The organism is Campylobacter coli LMG 9860 (genome assembly GCF_000254135.1).
In the GTDB taxonomy this organism is placed as follows: Bacteria; Campylobacterota; Campylobacteria; order Campylobacterales; family Campylobacteraceae; genus Campylobacter_D; species Campylobacter_D coli.
Genome location: NZ_AINS01000053.1, coordinates 1 through 26,146, shown reverse-complemented (window position 1 = coordinate 26,146; position 26,146 = coordinate 1). Strand labels below are relative to the sequence as shown.

23 protein-coding genes are annotated in these 26,146 nt (G+C 31.0%); 1 reads left to right on the top strand and 22 read right to left on the bottom strand.

What is annotated here, in order from left to right; translation table 11 throughout:
- Positions 1–481 precede the first annotated feature (481 nt).
- The 21 genes from CCO88_RS07490 to CCO88_RS07390 all read right to left on the bottom strand — a co-directional run bounded on the left by CCO88_RS07490 (position 482) and on the right by CCO88_RS07390 (position 23,873).
- Positions 482–2,848: a DUF7494 domain-containing protein gene (locus CCO88_RS07490; RefSeq protein WP_002789710.1), complete on the bottom strand. Its 2,367-nt coding sequence runs from the start codon at positions 2,846–2,848 to the stop codon at positions 482–484.
- 12 nt (positions 2,849–2,860) lie between these two features.
- Positions 2,861–4,234, bottom strand: coding sequence for an NADH-quinone oxidoreductase subunit N (locus CCO88_RS07485; protein WP_002783407.1), 1,374 nt, complete (start codon positions 4,232–4,234; stop codon positions 2,861–2,863).
- On the bottom strand, positions 4,224–5,714 hold the full coding sequence (locus CCO88_RS07480; protein ID WP_002783409.1) for an NADH-quinone oxidoreductase subunit M: 1,491 nt from the start codon (positions 5,712–5,714) through the stop codon (positions 4,224–4,226). Before CCO88_RS07480 ends, CCO88_RS07485 begins: the two co-directional genes overlap by 11 nt.
- Before the next feature lies 1 nt (position 5,715).
- Positions 5,716–7,506, bottom strand: a complete 1,791-nt coding sequence (nuoL, locus tag CCO88_RS07475) for an NADH-quinone oxidoreductase subunit L (protein ID WP_002783411.1) — start codon at positions 7,504–7,506, stop codon at positions 5,716–5,718.
- A 2-nt stretch (positions 7,507–7,508) separates the two neighbouring features.
- Complete coding sequence (nuoK, locus tag CCO88_RS07470) at positions 7,509–7,802, bottom strand: NADH-quinone oxidoreductase subunit NuoK (RefSeq protein ID WP_002777902.1); 294 nt, start codon at positions 7,800–7,802, stop codon at positions 7,509–7,511.
- Positions 7,802–8,317: an NADH-quinone oxidoreductase subunit J gene (locus tag CCO88_RS07465; protein WP_002777901.1), complete on the bottom strand. Its 516-nt coding sequence runs from the start codon at positions 8,315–8,317 to the stop codon at positions 7,802–7,804. The genes nuoK and CCO88_RS07465 overlap by 1 nt, the downstream gene beginning before the upstream one ends.
- Entirely contained in the window at positions 8,314–8,979 is a 666-nt protein-coding gene (gene nuoI, locus CCO88_RS07460) for an NADH-quinone oxidoreductase subunit NuoI (RefSeq protein WP_002777900.1), read from the bottom strand. Before nuoI ends, CCO88_RS07465 begins: the two co-directional genes overlap by 4 nt.
- Positions 8,980–8,988: 9 nt before the next feature.
- Positions 8,989–9,987: an NADH-quinone oxidoreductase subunit NuoH gene (gene nuoH, locus CCO88_RS07455; protein ID WP_002777899.1), complete on the bottom strand. Its 999-nt coding sequence runs from the start codon at positions 9,985–9,987 to the stop codon at positions 8,989–8,991.
- Complete coding sequence (locus CCO88_RS07450; RefSeq protein ID WP_002783414.1) at positions 9,980–12,442, bottom strand: NADH-quinone oxidoreductase subunit G; 2,463 nt, start codon at positions 12,440–12,442, stop codon at positions 9,980–9,982. Before CCO88_RS07450 ends, nuoH begins: the two co-directional genes overlap by 8 nt.
- Complete coding sequence (locus CCO88_RS07445; protein WP_002777897.1) at positions 12,439–13,131, bottom strand: hypothetical protein; 693 nt, start codon at positions 13,129–13,131, stop codon at positions 12,439–12,441. Before CCO88_RS07445 ends, CCO88_RS07450 begins: the two co-directional genes overlap by 4 nt.
- Positions 13,128–13,355 (bottom strand): NADH-ubiquinone oxidoreductase subunit E family protein, encoded by a 228-nt coding sequence (locus tag CCO88_RS07440; RefSeq protein ID WP_002777895.1) that lies wholly within the window; start codon positions 13,353–13,355, stop codon positions 13,128–13,130. Before CCO88_RS07440 ends, CCO88_RS07445 begins: the two co-directional genes overlap by 4 nt.
- On the bottom strand, positions 13,352–14,578 hold the full coding sequence (nuoD, locus tag CCO88_RS07435; RefSeq protein WP_002813007.1) for an NADH dehydrogenase (quinone) subunit D: 1,227 nt from the start codon (positions 14,576–14,578) through the stop codon (positions 13,352–13,354). The genes CCO88_RS07440 and nuoD overlap by 4 nt, the downstream gene beginning before the upstream one ends.
- A 1-nt stretch (position 14,579) precedes the next feature.
- Positions 14,580–15,374, bottom strand: a complete 795-nt coding sequence (locus CCO88_RS07430) for an NADH-quinone oxidoreductase subunit C (RefSeq protein ID WP_072233347.1) — start codon at positions 15,372–15,374, stop codon at positions 14,580–14,582.
- Positions 15,371–15,874, bottom strand: coding sequence for a NuoB/complex I 20 kDa subunit family protein (locus tag CCO88_RS07425; protein ID WP_002777888.1), 504 nt, complete (start codon positions 15,872–15,874; stop codon positions 15,371–15,373). Before CCO88_RS07425 ends, CCO88_RS07430 begins: the two co-directional genes overlap by 4 nt.
- The gene (locus CCO88_RS07420; protein WP_002777882.1) at positions 15,856–16,245 is read right to left on the bottom strand and encodes an NAD(P)H-quinone oxidoreductase subunit 3; all 390 of its coding nucleotides are present in this window, start codon (positions 16,243–16,245) and stop codon (positions 15,856–15,858) included. Before CCO88_RS07420 ends, CCO88_RS07425 begins: the two co-directional genes overlap by 19 nt.
- Before the next feature lie 117 nt (positions 16,246–16,362).
- Positions 16,363–17,028 (bottom strand): ATP-binding cassette domain-containing protein, encoded by a 666-nt coding sequence (locus CCO88_RS07415; protein ID WP_002781479.1) that lies wholly within the window; start codon positions 17,026–17,028, stop codon positions 16,363–16,365.
- Positions 17,021–17,731 carry an ATP-binding cassette domain-containing protein gene (locus CCO88_RS07410; RefSeq protein ID WP_002781477.1) on the bottom strand — a complete coding sequence of 237 codons (711 nt, stop codon included), beginning with the start codon at positions 17,729–17,731 and terminating at the stop codon, positions 17,021–17,023. Before CCO88_RS07410 ends, CCO88_RS07415 begins: the two co-directional genes overlap by 8 nt.
- A complete protein-coding gene (locus tag CCO88_RS07405; RefSeq protein ID WP_072213563.1) occupies positions 17,728–18,483 on the bottom strand; it encodes an ABC transporter permease in 756 nt (251 codons plus the stop codon). The genes CCO88_RS07410 and CCO88_RS07405 overlap by 4 nt, the downstream gene beginning before the upstream one ends.
- A gap of 25 nt (positions 18,484–18,508) precedes the next feature.
- On the bottom strand, positions 18,509–19,453 hold the full coding sequence (locus CCO88_RS07400) for an ABC transporter permease (protein ID WP_002781475.1): 945 nt from the start codon (positions 19,451–19,453) through the stop codon (positions 18,509–18,511).
- Positions 19,454–20,992: an ABC transporter substrate-binding protein gene (locus CCO88_RS07395; protein WP_002792094.1), complete on the bottom strand. Its 1,539-nt coding sequence runs from the start codon at positions 20,990–20,992 to the stop codon at positions 19,454–19,456. It abuts the gene before it with no gap.
- Between the two features lie 103 nt (positions 20,993–21,095).
- Entirely contained in the window at positions 21,096–23,873 is a 2,778-nt protein-coding gene (locus tag CCO88_RS07390) for an FAD-binding and (Fe-S)-binding domain-containing protein (protein ID WP_002820892.1), read from the bottom strand.
- A gap of 163 nt (positions 23,874–24,036) precedes the next feature.
- On the opposite strand from CCO88_RS07390, the gene cgb reads away from it, so the two are divergent.
- Positions 24,037–24,459 carry a single-domain globin Cgb gene (cgb, locus tag CCO88_RS07385; protein ID WP_002781467.1) on the top strand — a complete coding sequence of 141 codons (423 nt, stop codon included), beginning with the start codon at positions 24,037–24,039 and terminating at the stop codon, positions 24,457–24,459.
- Between the two features lie 21 nt (positions 24,460–24,480).
- On the opposite strand, the gene CCO88_RS07380 is transcribed toward cgb, so the two are convergent.
- A complete protein-coding gene (locus CCO88_RS07380; protein WP_002781464.1) occupies positions 24,481–26,112 on the bottom strand; it encodes a multidrug ABC transporter permease/ATP-binding protein in 1,632 nt (543 codons plus the stop codon).
- Between the last annotated feature and the right edge of the window lie 34 nt (positions 26,113–26,146).

Genomic DNA, 26,146 nt, shown 5'->3' with positions numbered 1-26,146 from the left:
TTCATTAATATCTTTAATTCGTTATTTGTTAAGTTCTAGGTTAGGTATTGGTTTGTTTTTATAGTTCCTTATTTACTAGTTTATTCTGTATTTTATTGTTATATTGTTGCTCTTGTGAATTAATTTGCTTATCCATTGAATTTATTTCTCACTTCACTTAAAATAAATCACCTTCTTAATTAAATTCCTTACTTAACTTCATGTTTTGCCTACTCGAAAAAATGACTCACTTTATAGATTGTAAAAATTAATATACGCTATATAACTTTGTTCGCTTATAAATTTATACATATTTATACCCAAAATTGAAAGCTAGCATGGAAAGAACTATTAAAGATAAAAAGATTTTTATAAAGAAAAATATAGTAAATTTCTTAAAAATAAAAATATGATTTTAGTTTTTATTATGATGATTTAAAAAATCCAAGCTAAGCAATCACAAAACAAAAATCATCTCAATGCATAGAAAATCAAATTAAGCTTATTGGGCTAAAATTTGATTTTTATCTCGACATAAATTTTGCCAATTAGAAGTAGTTTTAAGCTCCAAACACTGCTTTAGACTTTCTTTTTGCGCCTGAGTATTTTGCATTCTTTCATAAGTCATACTTTGTATATATAAAGCTCTAGCCCTATCTTCATCTGAAAGCTTTAATTTTAACAAATCTATTAATACTGCTAAAGCTTCTTGATTTTGATTGGTTTTCGCTAAAGTATCAAGATAAATAAATTCTAAATTGGGGCTAAAAAGATTAATTCCTTTTAAATTTTGATAGTCGATAGCCTTGGGCGCATAAGTTAAAATCGTTGTTTGCATATTGTGATCGTTTGCGTAAATTAATAAATTATCATAAGCTTCAACCATTGTAAAATTCATAGGAAAGCTTTCTAAAATTTGTAAAATTTTAATAGCCATATTATAATCATCCATTTTCAAATAAGACAAAAATTGCAAATAATAAGCTTTAAAATTCTCCTCATCACTCTTTAAAATTCTAGAATTTGCTATTTCTCGAGCTATATTTAAAGCTAATGGATATTGTTTATTATCATAAAGTATAGATGCTTTTTGCAAACCATAAAAAATAGAATCTTCATTATGATTTTTATCGATATAATCCATTGCTTGTTGCATATTTGAAGTTCTCATAAGACAAGCTAGCATTTGTTTTTTATTTTCTATCTTTTGTCCAATTTCGTAAGCATTAAATTGTGTAAATATATTAACAGCATTGATACAATTATCGGCTTTTAAATCATTGTTTAGAAGCTGAATAGCTGCTTGCTCTAATAATTTTGCAGAATTTGTTAATTTCTTATTTTCTATCTGATCTTTATAGGTCAAAACTGCACTTAAGTTACCCTCTTTATAATAAAGCGCAACATCTTCGCTTAAAGCTTTATTGACTATATTTTCATCTTTTTGAGCGTACTCTTTCATCAGGTTTGCATAACGCTGATGTAAAAATGTAGCATTATTATCCGCTAAGGCAAAGAAAACCTCATCATTTGCTTTTCTAATTTCATCTAAATATTTTCCATCTAAATAATTATCCATATATAAATCAAGATATTTGTTAGCATCACTTGATCTTGAAGTCATAGCTAGGGTTAAAGCTAGATCCTTTAAAACCTGCTCATATCTATCATCAATTTTAGGCATTTTTACAAAAACATCTTCATAAATACTTGCACTTATGTCATATTGTTTATGCTGATTAAAAAGCTTAGCAAGCTCTAAAGATCTAAACATATCCTTTGGAAAATATTCGGGATTGGCTTTTAAAATTGTATTGACATATTGCACAGCTTTATCGATTTGATTATTGGCAAGATAATCTTTGATTAAGCTCATTGCCGCCCTTGCTGCCAAATCTAAATTTTTGGTGTTAAAATAAATATCCTCATAAATATCTATAGCTCTTTCTTTCTCGTTTAAAGGATAGATGTAATCAGCATAATCAAGTCTTGCTAGCTGAGTAAAATAACTATTGGGTTGCTCATTATTTAAAATCGACATAGTATATTCTATATCAGCGCGTTGCGATAAAGCAATATAGGTTCTTAGCATAATATGCAAGACTTCTGGAAAATTCTTATCGCTTGTAAAAGTACGATTCCAATTTTTAGCCTCATCAATCATTTTTTCCAAAACTTGCTGATCGCGCATACTTGGATCTTGAGTGTAAATTTGGCTTTGTGCTCTAAGCTTATAAAGTATAAACTCATTCATAAAAATACTACCACGATAGCGATTGATAGCATTTTGAGCATCTATAACCACTTGAGTATAATTAGCCTTATCGTACTCATTTTTTATACGCAAATAGGTATTAATATCAGCACTTTGAGGGATGATGACAGGATCTGAATTTAAATCCAAAGCTCCGACATAAGGTAAACTTTCATATGGAAAATTGATATTAAAATCAAGTCCATCATAATCTTTTACATGCTCTAATTCTGGAGTAAAAATGAAAGTAAAACTCTTGCCTTTATGCATACTAGAAGAATTTAACTCCTTATCTGCATAAATATTTTGCGATAAATCAAACATTCTTGCACTCATTTTAGGCAGGATAATCATCTTAATCTTTTGAGGTTCTTTAATAAATTTTAGATCAAAAGCAGTGAAACTTTGATCGCTTAATTTATTATCTACTACACCCATAATCTCGCATTCAAAATGTATTTTATCTTCAATAACAATCTTTTGACAAGTAAAATCTAAGTCATTACTAGCATGTAAGACCGCAAAAGCTTGATTGTTCTCACGGCCTGTATTTAGGGCTAATTCAAAAGAAAAAAGAGTACAAATACTCAGCAATACCAAAAATATAATTTTCATACAATAATTATATTATATTTTGAGTAACAAAAATAAAGCAAATACACTAATCAAAGTACAAAGAGCTAAAATAAAACTCTGAATAAAATTTAAATGCTCCGAAACTTTAGCTTGAGTTTTTACAAATAAAGCATGGATGACTAGCTTTAAATACGCATAAAGCATAATAAGCGATGCTAAAGCCATAAAAAGAGCTAAATACCAATAATCAGCGACAATTAAAGTTTTTAACACCATCACCTTACCCCAAAAAGCTCCAAATGGCGGAATTCCAGCTAATGAAAGTATACAAAAGCTAAGCGATAGTGCAATCAAAGGCTTTTTAAACAACAAAGCATTAAATTCTTCAAACGAACTTCCCTTAAAGGTACTAAGAATCAAAAACACACCATAATTAGCAAAACCAAAAAGCACCCAATAAACAAATATAGAATTTAAAACATCATCGGCCGCATTTAACAAAGGTATACATGCTGCTAAAACAAAACTAGAATGCACTATAGAACTATAAGCAAACATCTTTTTGACATCTTTTTGACTCAATGCGGCTAAAGCTGCAACAAGCATTGAAAATACAGCCAATACATTTAAAATATTTTCAAATCCTAAATAATTTAAAAAGCTAAAAAGTCTGATAACTACAACAAACATTGCTATTTTAGGAACAACAGAGATAAAAGCGACCAAATTTACATGTGCTGAAGAATACACATCTTTTAACCAAAAATGGAAAGGAGCTAAAGAAAGTTTGATAGCACATAAAACAAAAATCATAACTCCTGCGCCTAAAAGCATAGGATCTTTATCAAGAGCCAATTTTAAACCCAAATCCAAAGTGCCTGTTCTAATATAAATCAAAGCCGACGCCATAACAAAAAAGCCCGAGCCTACTGCCGCAACGCTAAAATATTTAATAGCACTTGAAATAGCATTATTACTTCCGCGCATAGCAATAAGTGTATAAAGAGCCAAGGAAGAGCTTTCAAGTCCTATGAAAATCAAGATCAAATTTGAGCTTGAAACCATAAGTAAAAGCCCCGCTACCATAAATAAAAACAAACTATAAAATTCGCCTTGATTTTCTTCTTTTTGCATCAAAAGATATAAAAACGAAAAACATAAAATAACCAAAGAAGCATACAAAGAAACAATATCATTATTTAAAGTTCCTAAAAATCCTTTTGCTTCTAAGCCTTGCGCAGCGATATTATTTAAAATTAAAAAAACACTCACAATCAAAGATAAAGAGCTAGTAGCCATATAAAAAGTTCGATGAAATTTCCAAAAACCCGAACAAAGCAAAAGCACGATAGCCACAGCAATCAAAAATGCAAAAGGATAGGATAAAGGGATATTTAAGCTGCTTAAATCGATATTACCTAACATTATTTTCCCCTTCTAAATGATTTAAAAATCGAATGGTTTGATCATCAATAGCTCTTTCTTTCATTTTTTCAACGATAAAATCCGCATCTTTATTTAAAGGATCTAAAAAAATCTTTGGTGCTATACCCAAATAAAAAATTAAAACTACTATAGGTATCAAAGAAAGAATTTCTCTTGCGTGCAAGGAGCAAGTTTCAAGCTGACTTTCTTTTTGCATAAAAAACATTTTTCTAAATACATGAAGCATATAAATAGCACCTAAAATAATCACAAGTCCTGCCAAAAGAGCATAAAGTAAATTAAGTTTTGCAACACCTAAAAGAATTAAAAATTCTCCAACAAAAGATATTGTCAGTGGTAAAGATATACTTGCAAGTAAAATCAAAGTAAAGAAAATAGTAAATAAAGGCGCTTTATTGGCTAAAGAATGATAATAAGAAATTTCAAGTGTACCGTATTTTTTATATAAAAGTTCAGCCATTAAAAACAAGGCTCCTGTAACAATACCATGTGCAAACATATAAAATACTGCTCCACTAAGTCCCAAAGCATTAAAAGAAAAAATACCTAAAATCATAACCCCAAGGTGAGAAATCGAACTATAAGCGATCAATTCTTTTAAATTTGAAGCACGGTAAGCAATTAGAGCATTATAAAGTATACTTACTATACACAAAGCTACCACTAAAGGCATAAAATACACACTTGCATCAGGAAAAAGTGGCAAGCAAAAGCGTAAAAATCCAAAAGGAGCCATTTTAAATGCTACAAGCATCATAGAAACTAAAATAGGCGAATTTGCATAAACCTTTGGTGCCCAAGTATGAAAAGGGAAAAGCGGTGCTTTAATAACAAAGGCGATAAAAAATGCTCCAAAAAGTAAAATTTGTTCATTAAAACTCATAGCCGAAGCATTATTTTTCCAAATTTCTATATCAAAAGTGAAAATATTTAAAAGTTTGTAGGTCGCATAGGCTTGATAAATTAAAGCTAAAAGCATTAAAATCGAACCCGCAAAGGCATAAATAAAAAATTTAATCCCTGCTCTATAATCTTTACCATATACTCCCATAATATAAAGCAAAGGCAAAAGTGAAAATTCCCAAAATACATAAAAGAGTAAGCCATCAAGCGAAGAAAATAATCCCATAATCGCAAATTCTAAAAAGAATATGCAAGATACCATTGCTTTTTGCTCAATCTTTAAAAATAAAAAACTTAAAAATATCATCAAGGAGCTTAAAAGCATTAAAATCAAAGCTATGCTATCAGCGCCTATATGATAACTCATGAAATTGACTACCTTGAAAGGAAGTTGATATTCAAGGTTTATTCCATTTAAATAATCTTGCCAAATCTTGATATTTAAACCAAGCACCATTAAACTCGCTATGACGCTAAAAACTTTTATACCCCCACGATTCAAAACAAGAGTTACAAAAGCGGCAATTAAAGGAAAAAAGATTAGATAATTTAACATTTTACACCACCCATACCAAAATAAGCAAAATCACAAATCCTGCCACCAAAAATCTAAGCATTAAATTAAGACTATTACTCATAATTATTTTTTGCGAAATCAAATTACAATAATAAGCAATTTTGTCCACTATAGCATCAAAAATATAAGTGTCACAATGTTTTAAAACTGCACACAAGCTTTCGTATTTTGAAACTATAAATTCATGATAAAACTTAGGGATAAAATAATCATTGCTCAAAAGTTTATGGATTTTATTTTGCTCTATGCTATCTTTAAACCAAGAAGCCTTATAGGCTATAATGGCTAAAACTACACCCAAAACAGCCGCTACGCTCGCACAAATCATTACAAGTTTATTTTGAGCATCGATAAAAATGAGTTGAGTGCTAAGATATTCGAAAAAACTATGCTCAAACAAGCCTGCGATAATAGCTAAAACCACCAAAGGACTCATAGTCAAAAGGGCTATTTTACTTGCTTCATGTGGATGTTTATCGTGTCTAGAAGGAGTAAAAAATACCAACATTAAAAGTCTAAAACTATAAAAAGCGGTTAAAAAGGCTGAAATTAAAAGAATTAAGAAAATTCCATGATAATGAGCGATAAAAGAATAACCCAAAATCAAATCTTTTGAGAAAAAGCCTGCTAAAGGATAAATTCCTGCCAAAGCCAAAGAACCTATAGTCATAAAAATAGCAGTGATTTTTAAAGATTTAAAAAGCCCACCCATTTTTTTAATATCTAATTGATCATCCATTGCATGCATAACATTTCCAGCGCCTAAGAAAAGTAAAGATTTAAAAAAAGCATGGGTTACTAAGTGAAATAAAGCTATACCATAAGCTCCAAGTCCTGCAGCCACAAACATATATCCAAGCTGCGATAAAGTAGAATAAGCGATAATGCGTTTTAAATCCCTAGCCACCAAAGCCATGGAAGCTGCAAAAATAGCCACAAATGCTCCTAATAAAGCGATAAAATAAGAAACCTCAGGCACTAAAGAGTAAATTTCTCCTGCACGAATAACCAAATAAACCCCCGCAGTTACCATGGTAGCAGCATGGATTAAGGCTGAAACAGGCGTAGGTCCTGCCATTGCATCTGCAAGCCATGTATGAAGAGGAAATTGTGCGGATTTTCCCATAGCTCCGATAAATAAACAACTTGCAATCAAAACCAAAGCATTATGATCTAAATTTTGTGCTATGGCAAATACTTCATTGTATTTTAAAGTGCCTGCTTGGATATAAAGCCAAAAAATTCCCAAAAGCATACCCAAATCCGCAATACGATTCATAATAAAAGCTTCATTAGCTGCAAAAGAATAGGTATTGTTTTTATACCAAAAACCGATCAAAAGCCAAGAGCAAAGCCCTACCCCTTCCCAGCCTACAAAAAGTCCTAAAAAATTATCACTCATCACTAAAAAAAGCATTGAAAATACAAAAAGCCCTAAATAAGCAAAAAATTTATTAAAATCTTTATCATGAGCCATATAAAAAATACTATAAAAATGCACACAAGTTGCTACAACACCCACAACACTCATCATAGTAAGAGAAATAGCGTCTATGTTAAATCCAAAGCTTAAACCTATAAACCACTCAAATAAACTTACATTAAAAGCTTGATTGTTAAAAAGTAGATACAAAGAACAAAATGCACTTATACCAATCAATAAAGAACATACATAAGCGACAAAAATTTTTCTTTCACTTAAAGCAAAACAACTTGCAAATAAAAAAGCTACAAAAGGGCTAAAAAGAGAAATCAAAGCTAAATTTTGCATTATCAAACCTCCTCTTTTAGGCTCTTTAATTCTAAAGTGCCTTTTCTTCTATACCAAAGTACGCAAAATGCTACACCCACAGCCACTTCGCAAGCAGCCACACCCATCACAAAAAGAGCAAAAACTTGTCCATTTAAATCCTGATGCATCTTAGAAGCTGCAACAAGAGCTAAATTTGCTGCATTGAGTAAAATTTCACTTGAAATAAAAAGCATAATGAGATTTTGTCTTTTTAAAATACCGATTAATCCTACAATAAACATTGCAATAGCTATAAAAAAATACTTTTCTACCATTATCTTTCCTTTGTAAGCTCTTTATGTGTAAGCACGATCGCACAAATTAAAGCGATTAAAAGCAAAATAGCTATAAATTCAAAAGCTAAAAGATATTTTGAAAAAATAGCAAAAGCAAGTTGCTTATTATAATCGAATAAATTTGGATCGCTTAAAGCTAAATCACCCGCGATATTTTGGTGCTTAAAGCCTAAAAGCATAAACAAAAGCAAAACAGCACTTAAAATCACTAAAAGAAAAAAACTCTTCTTAGCTCTTAATTTTTCTTTAAATTCTTTGGAGCTATCAAAAAACATCATAGCAAAGCTATAAAGCCCAAGCACAGCCCCGCTATAAACTATGATTTGTATCACTCCTAAAAACTCTGCATCAAGTAAAAAATAAAAACCCGATAAAAAAACCATTCCACCGGCTAAAGCAGAAAGAGAATAAAGCATATTTTTACTCAAAACCGCTACTAAGAAAAAACCTAAAACCACTACACTAAAAAATGTAAAAGCTAAAATTTCTATCATTTAACTTCTCCTTGTGGAGCTAAATTTGGTAATGTGCATTCTTCATCAGTGCATAAATTTTTTTCTCTTTCTTGTAAAACTTCATAATAATTTGGAGTTTTTTTCACAAGTAAATCCGCATCCTTTCTAAGGCTACCCGCACCCTCAAATTCAACTTGATTTTTAAGCTTATCAATAGGAGTTAAAAAATCTTGTTTATAGCCAAAATAAGATCTTTGTTCGGCTGCATTTTCATACTCTGTGCCATGAACTATAGCAAGTTCAGGACAAACTTCAGCACAAAAACCACAATAAATACAACGCCCCAAATTAATACTATAATTTCCCACCTTTTTACGAGCATTTTCATCTAAAGAAGTTTCCATCCTGATACAATTACTGATGCAAATCTTCTCACAAAGCCCACATCCTATGCATCTTTCATTTTCACTTTCTATAAAACGCATAAGACGGTGTACAGCGCGGTAGCGATTGTCAAGCTTTACCTTTTCAAAGGGATATTTTATGGTTGCGCTATTGTTTCTTTTTAGCATTTCACGCATAACCACCCACAATCCCACAAAAAGCTCTAATTTCACACTTCTTTTTAAAGCTTGTGAAATCTTCTGCCAAGTGCTAGTAGGAGTCTTTCTTTTTTCATCAATTAAATAATAATTTTTCATCACAAACTCCTATATAAGTACTGCAAAGGCAGTGATTAAAAGATTTAAAACCGCCAAAGGAATTAAAATTAAATAACACATTCTCATCACTTGATCAGGACGAAGTTGTGGAAAAGCTGCTCTAGCCCAAAAATACCAAAAGAAGATAAAACTTGATTTTACTATCATCATAATCCAGCCAGGTATAAAATAAAAGTCATTAAAACCGCCTAAAAATAAAAGCGTAATCAAAATCGCTCCTGCTATCATAGAAGCATATTCTCCTATGAAAAACATACCCCATCTCAAACCCGAATACTCCGTACCATAACCCGCAACGATGTCGGCTTCATTTTCAGTTAAACAAAGTGGAGTTCTATTGGTTTCGATAAATAAAGCAATCACAAAAAGTGCAAAAGCTAAAGGCTGTTTAAAAATAAGCCATGAAAAAAATCCATCGCTTTGATAATTGTTAATATCTATCAAAGAAAAAGATCCTACAAGCATCACAATAGCTATTAAAGCAAGGGCTCCTACACTCTCATAAGAAATGATAGCTACAAGCCCTCTTGCAGCACCTATGATTGACCATTTATTGTTACTTGCAAGGCCACCTAAAAATATAGCATAAAAACAAAGCCCCGAAGTTCCTATAACAAAAAGCAAAGCCACATTAATATCAGCAATCAAAGGCTGTATAGTGCGTCCAAATAATGTAAATTCAGGAAGCATAGGAATAGCCGCTAAAGAAACAAAAGCACAAATAGCTGCAATCAAAGGCGCTATAGCAAAAATCAATTTTTGTGAATTTGAAGGTATGATATCTTCTTTAGTAAAAAGTTTTATCATATCTGCTACAAGCTGAATAAGTCCAAAAGGTCCTACCATATCAGGCCCAATGCGTCTTTGAAAATAAGCCAAAACCTTTCTTTCTGCATAAGTTGCAAGTCCTGCTAAGGTAGCAAAAATTGCAATCACTATAATACACTTAATTAAAGCCTCTAAAGCAAAAAAAGCAAAATCACTCATGACTCGCTCCTAATTTTTCTAAATTTGCCACAATAAATCTTTCATCAAAAAAACTTAGCGTGTCGATTTTTTCGTCAAAATAAGGTAAAAAAGCCCCATTTTTTATGTCTTTATCTATACGCACGCTAAGACTTAATTCCTTATCTTTAATCTTAAGTTTTACAAGATCTTTATCTTGCAAGTTTTTTTCTTTTGCCAAATTCTGACTCACTCCTAAAAAAATCGCTTCATTGGTTGCACTTGCACGATTTGAAAATCTACCAAATTGATAACTAGGATTTGCACTGTAAAGCAAAATTTCATCTTCTTGTAATGTTAAATTTTGCAAATGGGGAGCTATAAATTCATTTTTAGCACTTTTTTTATGGCATTCTAAATTTAAATCATATCCTCTTTTGCATTCTCCACCATTGGTATAAAAATTATCAAGACTATCAAATTCCAAAGGAGAAAAACCTTTATTTATAGGGAGTCTCTTAGTATAATTTATAGTATATTCCTCATCAAAACCTAAAGCATTAGCCAAATCATTTAAAAAATATCCATCAAATTCTAAAGCTGCATTGGTTGGAACTACTTTTTTATCGTAATTTAAAAAAGTACCCTCTTGCTGATTTAAACTCGCACTAGCTAAATTTGCATGCTCTTCATAAGAAAAACTAAAATCACCTTTTTCATTGTAGCCTAAAGTCTTGCCTTCTTGCGTGTTTTTATCCAAATCACAAATCATAGCCACACCTAAGGTATTTGTATGTGTAGGATTTAAAAAGACTTTAAAAGGAGTTGTATTTTGGATCAAAGCTAATAATTTAGCCAATTTTTTAGCATTTTTATGAAAATAAAAATCACTTCCTATAATCAAAGTAAAATTAGCCTTTTTAAGCAATAAATCTTCTAATTTATCCTCATCTATACCCAAATTTTTAGCAAAAACCGAGCGTTTTACTTCTATAGTTTTTTTCACTTTTTTAGGCACGACTTTTTTCACTTCTTTAGAAATTTCATTACCCTCTTCATCTTTTTCTACAACTTGCTCTATAACTTCTTCATTAATACTTTCTTCTATTTCTTTATTTTCATTTACAAAAAATTCAGCTAAATTTGCTTTTATATTTTCATCTTGAGTGAATTTTTGAAGTAAGAAATATAAAATTTGCTCCTCATCTCCGCTTTTGTGAGTATGTGAAATGAAATTTTTAGAATACTTTGCAATGCCTGCATCTTCTATAGGATGAAAATAAAGTCCCGAGCCTTTATTCATCACTAAGGCATTGTTGATTTTATAGCTAAGCGTAGGCGCATCGTATCTTAAAAGCGTTCCTGCAACGACTAAAAAATCACTTTTTGTGATATCTTGGGTTGTAGCATTATAAAACTCACCGCCATTACTTATAAATTCTTCCAAAAAGTCTTTAAATTTTAAAGCTTCGTTATTGATAAGATTTAAGCCGAATTTCTTTTTGAAATTTTGCAAAATCAAAGCTTCTTCGTTTGTGATAAAGCTATTGAATTTAATATTTCTAATCTCATTTTTTTCAAAAAGTTCTACAAGCTCTTTAAAAGCTTTTTCATCCTTACTTGCCTCATTTTGCGTATCAAAAGCAAATCTTGCAGCCTTATTTAAACTCGCAAAAGCAAAATCATTGCTTACGCGATAAATTTTAGCTTTTTGATTGCTAATACCGCTTTGTTTGACATCATAATACATAAGCTCACAATCACTTGAATGCGGATTTGAAGCAGGAATTCTTTTTAACTCCCAAATATTAGAAGTATATTGGAATTTAGAACCTATCAAAGCCCCTGTTGGACATACACTAGTGCACTCTCCACAAAAAGAACAATCAAGCATATCTCCATTTGCAGGGCCTATCAAACTCTTTTGAAATTTCGTCCAAATCGCATAAGCATCTTTTCCCATGCTCTCTTTAAAGCTATTATCTACACTATCACCTCCGCGAGGCACTGTTTTTAAAGCACTTTCGCCGATTTTATCCTTACAAACTGTGATACAACGCTCACACACTATACAAAGTGCAGGATCGTAATTAATCATTCCCCAATGTTTATGCGGTTTATGTGTGTCTTTAATCCAATGTCTTTGGATATTTACACGGCTTTTATGAGTGAAATTTTGCAATTCACACTCGCCTGATTTATCGCAAACTCCGCATTCTAAAGGATGGTTGATACAATAAGCTTGCATGATCTCATTTCTTTCATCCCAAAGATTTTGTAAATCACTTTCTACAACCATACCCTCTTTTGCTTTAGTATTGCAAGAATACACTTTTTTACCATCAGCCTCTACCATACACATACGACAAGCCAAAGTCGGGCTACAGCCTGAAAGATAGCAAATTGCTGGGATAAAAATATCATTTCTTCTTGCTATATTTAAAATATATTCGCCTTCTTCAAAGGCGCAATCTATGCCATTTATTTTAATTGTCATTTTGCTTCCTTTATGCGAATTGGAGTAAAATCAAAACCTTGTTGATCATAATTTAAAAAGGCTATAGTGCCTTGCAAATTTTCATCCAAACAAAGTGTGGTTTTAAGACTAAAATCCTTAGCCAAAACTTCGACTTCACTTTTATCTTTGCATTTTGCAATTTGTAAAAACTGCTTAGAACAATGCAAATTATCATCCTTTAAATTTGCTCTAAAAAGCACCAAACCATCATAGCTATCGAGCTCTTTTAAAGTACTCAATTTTGCATTTTTAAAATCACATTCTTTTTCATTACTGTCTAAAATTTTAAGTTTGTATTTTTGGCTTAGAAAATTTAGAAAATATTTAATATTTTCACTATCTTTGTAAGAATTAATATTTTCATCTACAATTAAGTATTTTGCATTTTCTAAAAAATCTAAAATTTCACTCGCCTCTTCTTCACCAAGACAAGATTCTGCACTCAAATATCCCTCATCTAAGTCTTGAAAATTATCCATTTCGCTCATCTTACAAAGCAAAGCTAAAACATAACTCAAACTTGCAATTTCACATTTATAAAATTTCGCATTTAAATTCTTATCTTCAAGGCAAGAAATATAAATATTTTCACCTTGAATTTTTTCACATAAAATTTTATTTTTAAGACTTAGCATATCCACAAAACAAAGCGCTCTTTCATAACTCATACGCTTTCCTTTTTAATCACTATAGTCCAATCCACTTGATTAAATTTCAAGGAATTTAAAAGCTCACAGCCTTGTTCTTTTACAAAAGAAAAACTTTTTTCAACAGGAGAAAAATCGCCGATTTCAAAAAGCACCACTAAAACCTCACCTTGTTTTGCTTCTTTTATGATTTGTGCTAAATCTTCAAAAAGCTCTTTGCTTTTTCTTAAATCTACTCTTCTCATCGATCTATCTCACCTAAAACTATATTTACATTTCCCATAATGGCCACAACATCAGCCAAATAAGTCCCCACAAGCATTTCTTCAAAAAACGCACAATGCCAATAACTAGGCGTTCTAGCCTTTAAACGATAAGGTCTTCCTGTACCATCACTATGGATAAAAAAGCCAAGCTCACCCTTAGGACTTTCAGTAGGCACATAAACTTCGCCTTTAGGGGGTTTTAAACCTTGAGTGATTAAAACAAAATGCTGCATTAAAGAATAATTCTGCGTTAAAATTTGTTCCTTTGAAGCACTTACATACTCAGGATGCGTAGCTAAAATTTCAGGTGGAGTATCTTTGTAAAGCGCGGCACATTGTCTAAGTATTTTAAGACTTTCGCGAAATTCTTGCATATAAACTTTATATCTAGCATAAGAATCTCCTTGCGTTGCATAAGGCACGCCAAAGTCTATTTCATTATAAAGCAAATAAGGCTCTTCCTTGCGTATATCATATCTTACGCCACTTCCTCTTAACATCACCCCTGTACAGCCCCAATTCATTGCTTGTTCTTTGCTTACAACACCTACATTTTCAGTTCTTAGGCGCCAAATTCTATTATCATCTAATAAAGCTTCATAATCAGCGATATCTTTAGGAAATTTATCGCAAAATGCCAAAAGCTCATTTAAAAAACCTTCAGGCAAATCAAGCATAACTCCACCTATTCTCATAGAAGAATGTGTAAGTCTTGCTCCACAATATTTTTCTATCAAATCCAAAACATACTCGCGTTCTCTAAAGCAATACAAAAATACACTCATCGCCCCAATATCAAGTGCGTGAGTTGCAAGCCAAAGCAAATGCGATGCGATGCGATTAAGCTCTAAAAGTATCATTCTTATCACTGCTGCACGGCGTGGAATTTCTAAGCCGCAAAGCTTTTCAACAGCTGCACAATAAGCATAATTATTAGCCGACGCAGCGATATAATCCATCCTATCAGTTGTCGGGATAAACTCTTGATATATCATATTTTCAGCCATTTTTTCCATACCACGATGCATATAGCCTATGGTAGGGCGCGCTTTTACAACCTGCTCTCCATCAAGTTCTAAAATAAGGCGTAAATTTCCATGTGCTGAAGGGTGCTGTGGCCCTAAATTAATAATCATTTTTGAGTCTTCTTGCTCAAAAGCTATATTTTCATAATAAGGTTTTAACTTGCTAGGAATTTGCATTTTAACGCCTTTTCTCTAAAATTTTTGCTTCGTCGCGTTTGACTTTTTTTACAAAAGCAACGCCTCCATCTTCTTGATACTCTTGTTTAAAAGATACCTCTTTTCTAGATCCACCTTTTGGTACTTCATGATACAATCTTGCAAAATTGAGTGTATCTTTATCATCTGCAAAACCTGGATCTCTTTGCTCAACTCCTACGACTTCGCGATATTCTTTACCAAAAATTTTATCGATCTCATACCACTGCGCAAATTCATCTCCTTGCAAAGGATAGGTTTTTAAAAGAGGATGTCCATACCAATCATCAGGCATTAAAATACGCTTTAAATTAGGATGATTTATGATAAAAATTCCAAACATATCATAAATTTCTCTTTCGCTCCAATTTGCTCCTTTAAAAATATGAGCCACGCTTTGCAAACGCTCTTTTACGCCTACAAAAGTTTTTATTCTCACTCTTAATCTTTTTTCTAAATTTAAAAGCTGATAAAACACTTCAAAACCATTTTTATCTGCTACAAAATCAATAGCACTTGCCTCTGTAAAACTTAAATACCCTAAAGTTTTAAGCATTTGCAAGGTTTTAACATTGTCTTCTTTTTTAATTTCTATTACCCAAAAATCAAGCTCTACAAAGGAATTTAAAATTTCTACTTGGGTTTTTAAAACTTCAAAATCCTCTTTAAAAACACTTTCATTAACATCAGATTTTACAGTGTGTGGCGCGTGATAAAATCTATCTTTGTAATAATTTTGAGTTTGAGCATTTTTTTTATCGCTATACTTTCTCATTATACCAACCTTTTAGGTGCGATTTTACGACTTGCTTTTTCTTTGCGGATCTTTTTTTGCAAAATCATCAAAGCAAACTGAAAACTTTCGGGGCGTGGAGCACAGCCTGGCACATAAATATCTACAGGTATAATTCTATCCACTCCTTGAACCGTAGAATAAGTATTAAACATACCGCCTGTATTGGCACAACTTCCCATAGAAATCACCCATTTAGGATCAGGCATTTGATCGTAAAGTCTTCTTGTAAATTCAGCATGCTTTTTACATAAAGTTCCTGCGATAATCATCACTTCACTATGGCGTGGTGAAGCTCTAAAAATCGTTCCAAATCTATCAAAATCATATCTTGAACCCCCAGCCGCCATCATCTCAATCGCACAACAGGCAAGTCCATAAGATAAAGCCCATAAAGAATTACTCCTGCCCCATTGAACTAGTTTATCAACACTAGTTAAAACTACGGGCAAACCACTTGCATAATTTACTTGATGCTCTGCCATGCAAACGCTCCTTTTTTATAAGCATATAAAAATCCAACTCCTAAAAGTAAAATAAAAACAAATACTTCTAAAAGCCCAAACCATCCTAAATCTTTAAAAATCAAAGCCCAAGGAAATAAAAACACCACTTCTATATCTAAAAGAATAAAAATCAAAGCTACGATGAAGAATTGGGAATTAATCTTATTAGCTTGTTTTACCGGAATTGGACCACATTCATAAATTCCAAGTCCTAGTTTTTTACGATTTTTTGCAGCAAAATTATTGCCAATTTTAGAAGCTAAAAAAACCAATCCAAAAAAAATAACACTAGCTAGCACTAACATTAAAAATATACCGAAATAAGGATGCGAAGCATCAATGTGGGACATTTTTTCTCCTTTTTTTAAACACTTTGAATCACTTCACAACAAAAAATAAAATTTACACACTTTGTTCTATTTTACTCTAAACTTTCTATATTGAAACTTAATAAGAATAAATATTGTTTAAAGTTTCATTTTTTTACACTTAAAGTTAACAAAAAACCCATCTTGATGAGTGATAAAAATATAAGAAATCAAATTTTCTTGCTGATAATGGTATAAAAATTTTAAGATTTCTTTTGAATTTTTCATATCAAGACTAGAAGTAATTTCATCTAAAATAAGCACTTTTGGCTCTAAGATCAAAGCGCGGATAAGTCCCACGCGAGTGGCTTCTCCTCCACTTAACTCATAGGGTTTTTGCTCTAAAATTTGTTTTTTTAAGTTAAAGCGATCAAAAAATTCTAAAATCTTTTCTTGCTCTTTTTTTATATTGAAATTTTCTAGACCATCTTGGATAAGATTTTTGATTTTTTTATAGGGGTTTAAGGCTGCTTTTTGATCCTGAAAACAATACTGAATTTCTTTTCTTAAAAGTCTTTGTTTTGTTTTATCAAGACTATGAGGATTTAAATTTTTATATATAATTTCTCCAAAACTTGGATTTTCTAAAAAACAAAGTATTCTAGCTAAAGTGCTTTTTCCTGCGCCACTTTGCCCTAAAATCATCAAATTTTCATTCTCTTTTAAAGAAAAATTGATATTTTCAAAAATCAAATGTTTTTCTTTTTTCAAATACCAATGCTTTTTAAACTCATAAAATTTACCTAAATTTTTAACTTCAAGCATGATAAATCCTTAAAAATTCATCCACTCTAAAAAGTTGCGCTTGATTTTTTTCTAAAAAAAGCACCTCATCTGCTAAAGAATTGACTAAATTTAAATCATGTGTGATACAAACTAAGCCTAAAGTATTTTTTAATTTTTTTAATATTTGAATGATTTTTTGCACATTTTCTTTATCTAAAGAAGCTGTAATCTCATCGCAAATTAAAATTTGAGGCTTGCTTAATAAAGCTAGAGCTAAACTCACTCTTCTTGCCATACCCAAACTTAATTCATTTGCATAAGAATGCCACAATAAATCTACATCATCAAAGCCTAATTTTTCAAGCAAATCAAAAGCATATCTTTTACGGTCCTTTTGATTTAATTTTGTATGAGTTTTTAAAATAAGATGAAATAAATTTCCTATATTCAAATACGGATAAAGGCTAAGCTCTGCATCTTGTAAAACAAGTCCGACTTTAGAACGAAATGCACGAAGTTCGTTTTGATTTAAATTGAAAACAGAAACTTCATTAAAGCTCCATTCATCTGCGTTGATTTCAAATTTAGGATCAAGCAGTCTGATTAAGGATTTTCCCAAAAGACTTTTTCCAACCCCACTCTCACCCACAATCATCAAACTCTTAGCTATTTTAATATCAAAACTTATATTTTCAAAGATCTTTTTTTGATTTAATTTTAAGCTTAAATTTCTTACCTTCAAGATCTTACTCCACCGATTTTTTGCAAATAATTTCCAAGCCATAAAAGGGGTAAGAATAAAAACATAAGAGCTAAAAGTGGAAACAGTATCATCCACCAAGCGCCTATAAAAATAGCTTTTGAAGATTCGTTTAACAAGGTTCCTAAAGTCGGTATATTAAAACCAAGACCTAAGCCAAAAAAACTCAAAGTCGCTTCAGTAGCTATGGCATGAATGATATTAAATATAAAAAGAACAAATATTAAAGATTTTAAAGCTGGCAATAAATCCTTAAAAAAAGCTCTAAATTTAGTCCTTCCTAACACTATACTTGCTTTATAAAAGTCTAAATTTTCTAGTCTTTTTAACTCGCTTTCTACAATCCTTGCTATAAAAGGCCAATGCACTAAAGCGATTAAAAAAATCATTAAAAATATATTTACACCCACAAAACTTTGAAAAAACATCATCAACAAAAAAGCAGGCAAAGCTAAAAAAAGATCTAAAATTCGCATCCAAAAAGTATAAAAAAAACATCTTGCTAAAAATAAATAAAAAAGAGCAAAAAATATAGACAAAAAAGAACTACAAATTCCTATAAATAAAGAAATTCTCAAAGCAAAAAGCAAACGCGAAAATACATCTCTACCTAAAAAATCAGTCCCTAGATAATAAGTCAAATTAGGAGCTTGGTGCAAATGATTTAAATGACTTTCTAAAACATCAAAAGGAGCCAGTAAAGGCGCAAACAAAGCACTTAAAATCAAAAACATTAAAGGCGTAAGAAAAAGTATTATCTTAAACAAATTTCAACCTTTTTAATCTTGGATTTAAAATCCAAGCAAAAACATCACTTAAAAATGTAAAAAAAGCAGCAAGTAAAACACTAAAAAATATCAAAGCCAAAGCCATAGGAAAATCCTTAAAAAGAATGCTTTCAAAAAGCAAACTCCCAAGCCCCTCATAAGCAAAAACACTCTCAACCACATAAGTTCCCATCATAAAACTTAAAGCACTGCCTCCAAAATAAGCTATAATAGGGCTTAAAGAATATCTTAAAACCAAAAAATAAATATCTTTTTCCCTTAAGGCTCTAGCGTATAAATTTTGAACAAAAATTTGTGAAAAAGTTTCATTGATAAAATTTCTAGCTATGCGTAAAAACAAAGCTAAATGAGATAAAACAAGCACTAAAACAGGCAAAATAAGATGTTTTAAGCGGTTAAAAAAATCATCTTCAAAGCCTATATCACTAGTCCCTGTTATAGGCAAAACCTGCCAAAAAATTCCAAAAATCAAAACAAAAAATAAAGCCAAAACAAAAGGCGGTAAAGCAAAAAAGTTAAAGGCTAGAAAAGTGATCAATTTATCTATAAAACTTTCTTTATAATAATGCCCCAAAAGAGCAAGAAAAACACTGAGTAAAAACAAAAGCACTAAGGCGCTTAGGCTTAAAATCAAGGTATTTGCCATCCTTTCTTTAATGAGCTTTAAAACACTTTCCCCACTTAAAAAAGAAACACTTAAATCCCCTTTTAAAGCCTTAAAAAGCCAAATTTGATACTGCCCTAGCAAGGGCTTATCCAGCCCTAAATTGGCTTCTATTCTTTGAACCAATTCCTTGCTTTGAGAATTGACTTTATTTGCATACGCTACACTACCTTTACTAAAATAAAGCAAAACAAAGCATAAAAAAGTGCTAAAAAATGCGATAAAAATACTAAAAACTAAGCGTTTTAGCACTTATTTTTTACTCCACTCATAAATATTCCAAGTAAAACCTACTCCATGATGGCCTAAATTTCTTGCTTTAACACCCTCAAGTTTAGCATTATAAACTAAGGCAAAATCAAGATAAGTTAGAAAAATAAAAGGAGGATTTTCATACAAAGCATCAATAAATTCTTTATAATACTTTTTGCGTTCTTCCAAATTTAAAGTATTTCTAGCTTTTTGCAAGGCTATATCTACCTTTTTATCATGATAATGCCCAAAATTCCAACCCTCATTATTTAAAGCACTATCTTGCGAACTTTCAAACACTCTAAAGGTATGAAAATCAGGATCTAAAGGACTTCCCCAACCCACTAAAAAACTATCTACTTTAGAATAATCAAAACTGCCCGCAGGCTTTGCTACAACCTTAGCTATAACCCCTATTTTTTTAAACTCGCTTTGCAAAATTCCTGCCAAACTCACCCTTAGAGGATCATTACTCATAGTCCAAATTTCAAAGTCTAAAATCTTGCCATCTTTTTCAAAAATACCCTCATCGTTTTTCTTAAAACCTAAAGCCAAAATCAAATCTTGGGCTTTTTTAGGATTGTATTCATAAGTTTTAAAAGCTTTAGAATCCGCCCAAGAACGCTCTAAAGGATGATTAGCTACAAAACCATAATCATGCAAAAGATTTTTGACTATACTTTGCTTATCAACAGCATAATTTAAAGCCTTTCTTATTTGAATATCTTTTAAAAATTCATTCTCTAAATTAAACATTAAAGCTCTATAATCAGCAGATCTTTCACGCAAAATTTTAAAATTTTCATCCTTTTTAAAAATATTCAATAAAGAAACATCAATCAAAGCCGCATCAATTTTGCCATTTTTAAGCTCTACGCTTGCAACCGAAGGATCAAAAATATGTTTGATGATAAGTCTTGGGGTTTTTACTTTTGTAAGATAAAAATTCTCATTAGCTTTAAACTCTACATATTCGCCCTTTTTCCATTTTACAAATTTATAAGGACCTGTGCCTATGGGATTTTGATTAAAAGAAGCAGTATTTAAGTCTTTATCACTAAGTAAATGTTTAGGAAGCATTCCTATACTTAAAGCATCTAAAAATGCAGGAAAAGGTTTAGAAAGCGTGATTTTAAGATGATAAGGATTTAAAATTTCTATACTTTTAATATCTTCAAAATTCACATAAACTGAAGAATTATTTTTAGGATTTTTAAAAGCTTCAAGACTGAATTTAACATCATCGGCACTAAATTTCACTCCATCGTGCCACAAAACATCTTCACGCAAAAAGATATCATAGCTAAGTCCATCCTTGCTAACATTCCACGACGCAGCTAAATCAGGCTTTAAGCTCATATGCTCATCAAAACGCGTAAGTCCTGAAAATACAAGATTAATCACCGCATCATGATCTTCGCTATATGCAGGATTTATCCTTGAAATTTCATTTTCCACAGCTACGATTAAAGTATCTTTTGGAATTTTAGCCTCAAGATTGAAAAACAATAAAAATAGTAAAATAAACCATCTAAGCACTTGTAACTCCTCAAATTTAAAATTAAAAAAATTATAAAATAAAAAATAAGAAGCCACAAGCCCTATAGGGGGATAATTTGCTTTAAATTATGGATTTTATTTATCAATTAAATTGCTTCTCACTACATTCATCCAATAAATACGCTATATGCTGCCAAGATATACCCGTAGCATCGCTTAATCCTATCTCGCAAGTGCTTGATGTACTAAACCCGCGCTTAATATTTGTTTTGGCATAAAATTTTTTAAAGCCCTTTGTAGCATTAATATTTAATTGAGGCTTGAAAAAGCCCTTGTATCCAGCAAACCCGCAACAATAGGTATCATTATCTATTAATACTTTTCCATTCGTGCATAGCTTTGCAAGCTTGATTATATTTTCATTTAAACCAAGCTTTCTAGCAGCACACATGATATATAATCCTACATTCTCATTGATTTTATCAATGCGTAACTTAGGAGCAATAAATTTTAATAAATACTCGCTTAAATCATAAATTTCATACTTTGAATGATCGCTAATTAACTTAGCACTACAAGCACTATGATCTAACACTATGGGCGAGTCTATATTGCTTAAAAAATCATTGATTTTTTGTATATTTTTATCTTGGATATCTTGAAAATTCTCATAAGCCTTACCACAACATAAATCATTGGGTGCATAAATAATGCCTATATTTGCTTTTTTACACAAGCTCTCAAATACTTCTTGCAAACTTCTTTTATCATGCATTTTTTCATTTGGTTTAAAGCTTTTATTAAGACAGCTTGTAAAATAAACCACATTATAAGCTCTTTTACGACTTTTTAACTCATAATCATTCACCTTAGGCAAATACGCCCTAGTTCTTGGTATAATGCTAAGAAAATTGCTTGCTTTTTCGAGCTTATTATCAAGACTTAAATTATCAAATTTATTTGCGATACTTAATGAAAATTTAGCAATTTTTAGAGTTTTTTCATGATTTTTATATGCTAGATTTCCTAAAATTTTAGATATAAATCCTATATTATTTTTTCTATATTTTAATGAAAAATCAGCAAAATTAATCCCCAAAGGACATGAAAAAGAGCACACCCCACAAGCAGCACAAGAGCTGTCTACTAAATGATTGTAATATTTTTTAATATCCTTTAATTTTGCTTTTGACTCATCATCATTTAAGCTTTCAAGGCGTTTGATCTCTCGTAAGATCGCAATTCTTTGTCTTGGAGTAATTGTATATTCATTTGATGGACAAAATCTTTCGCAAAATCCACATTCCATACAGGTATTTAATTTCTCATCAATCCAACTGGCTTGTTTGATATTTTTCTTATAAATATCTTTATCATCGCTAATGATTACATCGGGATTAAATAAATTATCCTTATCAAAGATACTTTTGATTTTTTTATTAATCAAATAAGCTTGCTTACCCCACTCTACCTCCACAAAAGGTGCCACCATACGCCCTGTGCCGTGTTCAGCTTTTATACTTCCACCATAAGAAGCTACTATATTAGACATTTCTTTAACTAGATTTGAAAAATTATCAAATTCAAGCTTATTGTTTAAATCCGGTGTGATAATAAAATGGATATTGCCTGCTAATGCATGGCCAAAAATGATTCCATTATCACTAAAACCATATTTATAAAACAATTCTTGAATGCTTTTAATTCCATCAGCTAAATCCTCGATATTAAAACACACATCTTCAGTAATTACCGTTGAGCCTGCCTTTCTAAGACTAGCTGCTATAGGCAAGAGTGCTTTTCTAATCTTCCACCATAAATCATATTCGGCCTTATTCTTACTAAAATATGACTTATAAGCTAGTTTGGAAATTTCTTTTATTTTATTTATATTTTCATCAAGCTTAAGCTCATTACTATGCTCACTTTGGATCAATACACAAGTATTACCCTCTTTAATATCAGCTAAAATATCTCTTAACTCATCATAATTTGATGCAGCTTTTAAACTTGCATAGTCCATTATTTCAGCAGAACTTATAAAATCAACTTTAGCAAATTCTTTTATAGTGTTTGCAGCATTATTGATATTATCAAAAAACAATAAAGCACAGGCCTTAAATTCCAAATCATCCAAAACAGCAAGCTTAACTTCGCTTACAAATCCCAAAGTCCCTTCAGAGCCAACAAGTAAGTGTGCTAAAATGTCTATTTCATCATCATAATCAACAAAGGCATTAAGGCTATAACCTGTGGTGTTTTTGATTTTAAATTTTTTGATTATTAAATCTTTTAATTCTTTATTAGCATTAATCTCTTCTTTGATCTCTCTAAGTTCATTAATTAATTTTTTATTTTCATCTTTAAATCGAGCCACACTTAAAGCATCGCTGGTATCAAGCATACTACCATTTGCCAAAATCACCCTAATACTTCTTAAGGTTTTATAGCTATTATCCTTAGTTCCACAGCACATTCCGCTTGAGTTGTTATTTATAATCCCTCCAATTAAAGCTGAATTTATAGTAGCTGGATCAGGTCCTATTTTTTTCTTCAAAAAAGCAAGACTTTCATTAGCATGAATGCCTACTACACCACATCCTAAAGTAATTTCGCTAGCGTCTTTGTTAATTTTTATTTTTTTAAAGGCAAATTTAATCACTACAAGCACTCCATCGCAAGAGCTTTGTCCACTTAAACTTGTACCTGCTGCTCTAAATGTTATAGGAGTTTTATAAGTATTTGCTAATTGAATAATTTGCTTAATTTCATCTTCATTTTTAGCAATAATCACTATTTTTGGAATATAAAAATAACATGACGCATCAATGCCATAAGCATAACATCTAGCATAATCATTAAAGATTCTATCCTTAAAAATATACTTAGCCTCATTATAAAAAGCTTTAAAATTTGCCATAGTCCCTCTTTTTAATTTATTATCAATTATATAATTTAATAATTTAAAGATAATTTTAAATTTATATTTTTGAGCATAAATTTAACCAAAGTCAATTTTTTTATTTAGATTAAAAGTTAGAATACGCTCTATTTTAAAAAAATTAAGAACTAAAAGGAAAACTATGACACAAGAACAAATTCAAATTATCAAAGATTGTGTGCCTATTTTACAAAAAAATGGAGAAGATTTAACAAAAGAATTTTATAAAATAATGTTTAATGACTATCCTGAAGTAAAACCTATGTTTAATATGGAAAAACAAGCATCTGGAGAACAACCAAAAGCCTTAGCTATGGCAATTTTAATGGCAGCTAAAAATATAGAAAATTTAGAAAATATGAGATCATTTGTGGATAAAGTTGCCATAACTCATGTAAATTTAGGGGTTAAAGAAGAGCATTATCCTATAGTAGGAGCTTGCCTTTTAAAAGCAATCAAAAACCTTTTAAACCCTGATGAAGCAACACTTAAAGCTTGGGAAATTGCTTATGGAAAAATCGCTGAATTTTATATAGATATAGAAAAAAAGCTTTACGAAAAATAATAAAAGCCCATTTTCGGGCTTTTAATCAAATTTCTCTACTAAATTTTTAGCCAATTCTTTAATATTTTCACCCTTTAATTCGCTGATATTTCCTCCCTCGGCCAAAAAGATTCTATCTGCACTATCAAAATACGCATCATCGTGAGTGATTGCAAAAATCGTCTTACCCTGTTCTTTTAGCAAAGGTAAAAGTTTTTTGTAAAAAAATCTTCTAAAAACTGGATCTTGATCTGCCGCCCATTCATCAAGCACTAAAATATCTCTTTCTTCAAGCAAGGCTATGAGCATTGCCAAACGCTTTTTTTGTCCTGTAGAAAGCTTGGTTAATACAAGTTCGTGATCTTCTACTCTAGTTTTACCCTTAAGCTCTAAAAATTCAAGCCAAGAAGCGATTTTTTCTTCATCTGCAAATTTCTCTTTAGCTAAAGTCTTAGTAAAGAGATGAAAATCACTAAACACAGCCGATACTAAAGATCTATAAACATCTAAATTATCATCATCAATTTTCATATCATCTACAAAAATTTCACCCTCGCTTGGCTTAAAAAGACCTGTTAAAAGCATACAAAAAGTAGATTTCCCGCTTCCGTTTTTTCCTATTAAAAATATCAATTCTCCCTTTTTAAGATCCAAATTTACAGGATTTAGATGAAAATTATCATCATAAGAAAAACTCGTATTTTTAAAAGAAATTTGACGCCAATCCTTGATAAAATTGGTTTTTTCAAAATGCTCTTTATAGTCATCAAGTTCTAGTTTTGCTATCTTATCTAGAGCGATTTTTGCCAAAAGCAAAGTAGGAAAAGATCCTATCATCGAAACCAAAGGGGTTCTTAAAAATAAAATTGACAATGCTATCGTTGTCGCTTCAGCTACACTCGCCCATTTAAATTCTAAGGCCAAATAAAATTCCACCCCTACTAAAGCTAGAAGTGCTACATTGGTAAAATTGGATGAAAGATTATTAAAAAGATTGCCTAGGGTACTATTTTTCTTTTTAGATCTTGCATTGCTTTCAAATTCATCCTCATAATAAAGCTTAGCACGGTAGCGATTGATTAAAAGCTCTTTATGGCCATCTAATATATTTTGATAATTATTTTGCAAGGCATCATCATTTTCTCTTGCTTTACGAAAATACGCATAAACTTTCATCATCAAAAAATTATTAATAGTAAAAACCACAATAATCCAAATCGCACAAAGGGTAAAAATTTGAGGTGAAAGATAACACAAATAAGCGCTAGTACAAAGTATCAATATGCTTGATTGTAAGAAATCAGGTAACCTTAAAAGTCCAAAAGATATATTTCTCACATCACTTCCTAAAGAAGCTAGAATTCTTGCCTTGCCCACTTTTGCAACTTTTAACAAAGGAGTATCTAAGATCTGTTTTACCACGCGTCTTTGCATCTTAAAAATGAAATTTTGACCAAAAACACTTAATCCTAACTCTACTATGGTAGAGCTAAGAAAAAATACTATAAGCAAAGCGATAAAGTATAAAATAGGAATATTTTGTGTATTTTTAAGTAAATAATCATTGATAAAGACTAGGGTTAAAACCCCTACAGCACTTGAAATAAAAGAAAAAATCAAAAAAGAGATGAATTTAAATTTATTTTGTTTAAGCAATTCTAAAATAAAAGGCATTGATAAAAACTCCGAAAGTATAATTAAAAAAATT